The 2,809-nt window shown below is 47.8% G+C and carries 2 protein-coding genes; both read right to left on the reverse strand.

The window, feature by feature from the left end; all coding sequences use genetic code 11:
• Window positions 1-149 precede the first annotated feature (149 nt).
• Entirely contained in the window at window positions 150-2,144 is a 1,995-nt protein-coding gene (uvrC, locus tag JX312_RS11755) for an excinuclease ABC subunit UvrC (RefSeq protein WP_172470637.1), read from the reverse strand.
• Between the two features lie 96 nt (window positions 2,145-2,240).
• Complete coding sequence (locus tag JX312_RS11760; protein WP_128707264.1) at window positions 2,241-2,765, reverse strand: adenine phosphoribosyltransferase; 525 nt, start codon at window positions 2,763-2,765, stop codon at window positions 2,241-2,243.
• Window positions 2,766-2,809: the final 44 nt, after the last annotated feature.

A 2,809-nucleotide genomic window follows, 5' to 3' on the forward strand; every position in this document is an offset into this window, starting at 1 on the left:
AAAATCGTTTCATGATGTTAGGTTAGTTCGAAAAAGTATTATGGAAAACACGAGAATGCGGCTGGTTGCGAAACCGGTCGCATTCGTGTTTATACCCGTCAGACCCCATACAAATAACCAGAACTGATTCGTTATTTTTCTTCTAATTGTTAGTTATCCGGAGAATGGAAATGGTTGTAGACAGAGGTCGCTTTTGCCTTACCGATCACAGCGGCAAGATCCTCAAGCGTCGCCTCTTTCACGCGCTTAAGACTCCTGAATTCTTTCATGAGTGTGGCGGATGTCGCGTCACCAATACCCTTGATGGAATCCAATTCACTAACAGTCTGAGACTTGCTTCGCCGATTGCGATGATGGGTGATGCCGAATCTGTGAGCTTCATCGCGCAATGCCTGTATCACCCTCAGACTCTGCGATTTCTTGTCGATGTAGAGCGGCAGTGAATCACCGGGGAAATAAATCTCCTCGAGCCTCTTGGCTATGCCTACAAGGGCGACTATGCCACGGATTCCCATCTCGTCGAATGCCTCGACGGCAGCACTCAGCTGTCCTTTGCCTCCATCGACGACAACCAGCTGCGGCAACGACTCCCCTTCAGCCATCATACGCGTATAACGACGGTGAAGGACCTCTTTCATGGAAGCGAAATCGTTTGCGCCGACAACAGTCTTTATATTGAAATGGCGGTAATCGCGTCGAGCCGGTTTTCCATTCCGGAAGACCACACAACTCGCGACCGGATTTGTGCCCTGGATATTGGAGTTGTCAAAACATTCTATATGGCGCGGCTCCGTCTCCAGACGGAAATCACTTTTCATCTGCGCCATCAATTTCTCCACACCCCTCTCGGGATTCAGTTTCTCCGCCTGCTTCTCGACATCGTGCATATATTGCGTGGCATTCTTTACACCGACATCCAGCACTTTCTTTTTATCACCCCGGGACGGCACCACAAATCTCACTCCCTCGAACTCCACATCCGGCATAAACGGCACTATCACCTCCTTGAATTCCCTGTCAAAGCGCTCGACGATCTCGGCGACAGCCATGGAAAGAATCTCCTCCCGGGTGATATCTGTTTTCTGACGGCGATACTCAAGATTAAGACTCTGTGTCACCGCTCCCCTGTTGAGATGCATGAAATTCACAAAAGCACGGTCTTCATTCTCCACGTAGGCGAACATATCCGCCGAATTTTCCGAAGCCTCGCCAATAACACTCTTGGCGTTATATTTCCTGACAGCCTCATATTTTTCTTTGACAACCTGTGCTTCCTCGAATTTCCACTCCTCACTGAGTCTCGACATCTCATCCTTCAAAACATTCTCGAGTTCCACAGTCTCACCGTTGAGTATCTGGCGCACCCTCGTTATGTATTTACCATAGTCCTCCGGACTGACAAGTCCGCGACACGGTCCGAGACATTTGTGTATATGATAGTCGAGACAGAGCGAATATCTGTTTCGGGCGATACCCTTCTCTTCGAGCGTATGACGGCAACTGCGCAGCGGGTAAACCTCACGTATCAACTGAAGCACCACCTTTGCCGCCGCCTGATTGGCATACGGTCCGTAATAACGGCCATGAATGCCCTTCTCTCTCGTCATGAACACACGCGGATACAGCTCTTTTGTCACCACTATCCATGGGTATGACTTATCATCCTTCAGCAAGACATTATAACGCGGCTGATATTCCTTTATCATCGCGTTCTCCAGATGAAGGGCATCTTCCTCCGTCGGCACCACGATAAAACGCATGTCGACGATATTGCGCACAAGTAGATTTGTACGCGTCACTTCATGATAGCGGTTGAAATAAGAAGACACTCTCCGCTTCAGGCGCTTCGCCTTACCAACATATATAACTTTTCCGGAGCGATCAAGATACATATACACTCCCGGCAGCTCCGGAAGATTCAGAATTTTCTCCCGGAGCTGTTCTCCCGGACGGTTATTGAATATATCCTCTTTTGTCCGGTCGGGAGTTATCTCTATATCGAATCCTCCGAATTCATCGATATTTCTCCCTGTTCCTGCGAGAAGTTTCCTTATATTCCTACGGCTTGCAGAAGATGAAGAAACCCCGACATCATCGGGGTTTCCTGTTGCTTCGATATTTTCTCCGGTTTTATCCGTATTCATCTAATCAATATTTTCTCCGGATATTTACGTATGCACCGGTTCAATGTGTTCTCCGGTTCTACCCTTCTTTATCGAATCAATGTCATATTTATTGAATCAGTATTTAAGAAGAGAGATCACTTCGCAATCTTCCGGGAGATTCTCGCGACCGTTCAGATCGGTAAGTTCGACAATAAAATTGATATATATTTTTTTCGGATTCATCGTCTTCACGAGGTCATAGCACGCGCGCATAGTACCGCCGGTAGCAAGCAGGTCATCATGGAGGACAACGACATCATCTTCCGTAATTGCGTCATTATGCATCTCGATGGTATCCACGCCATACTCCTTTGCATAAGCTTTCTTGATAGTCACAGCGGGGAGTTTACCCGGTTTACGGGCAGGCACAAATCCGCAACCGAGTTCATACGCCATTATCGAGCCGCCGATGAATCCGCGTGATTCGATACCCACGATCTTGGTCACGCCCTTATCGCGGTAAAGGTCCGCGAGGGCTTTGCCTGTAACATGTAGAGCCTCGCCATCCTTGATCATAGTTGTAAGGTCGCGAAACAGGATTCCCTTCGAGGGAAAATCGGGCACATCCCGAATAATCTTCTTCAATTCTTCGATTTCCATCATATCTTTATCTTTAATTAATATTTCCTTTAACACACCCATCC

Source organism: Barnesiella sp. CU968, from assembly GCF_905219685.1.
GTDB classification, from domain to species: domain Bacteria; phylum Bacteroidota; class Bacteroidia; order Bacteroidales; family Muribaculaceae; genus Lepagella; species Lepagella muris_A.

What these genes read in the sequence shown, in the direction of transcription:
- uvrC (WP_172470637.1), bottom strand. Translation starts at nt 2,144, where the DNA reads ATGAATACGGATAAAACCGGAGAAAATATCGAAGCAACAGGAAACCCC.
- JX312_RS11760 (WP_128707264.1), bottom strand. Translation starts at nt 2,765, where the DNA reads ATGGAAATCGAAGAATTGAAGAAGATTATTCGGGATGTGCCCGATTTT.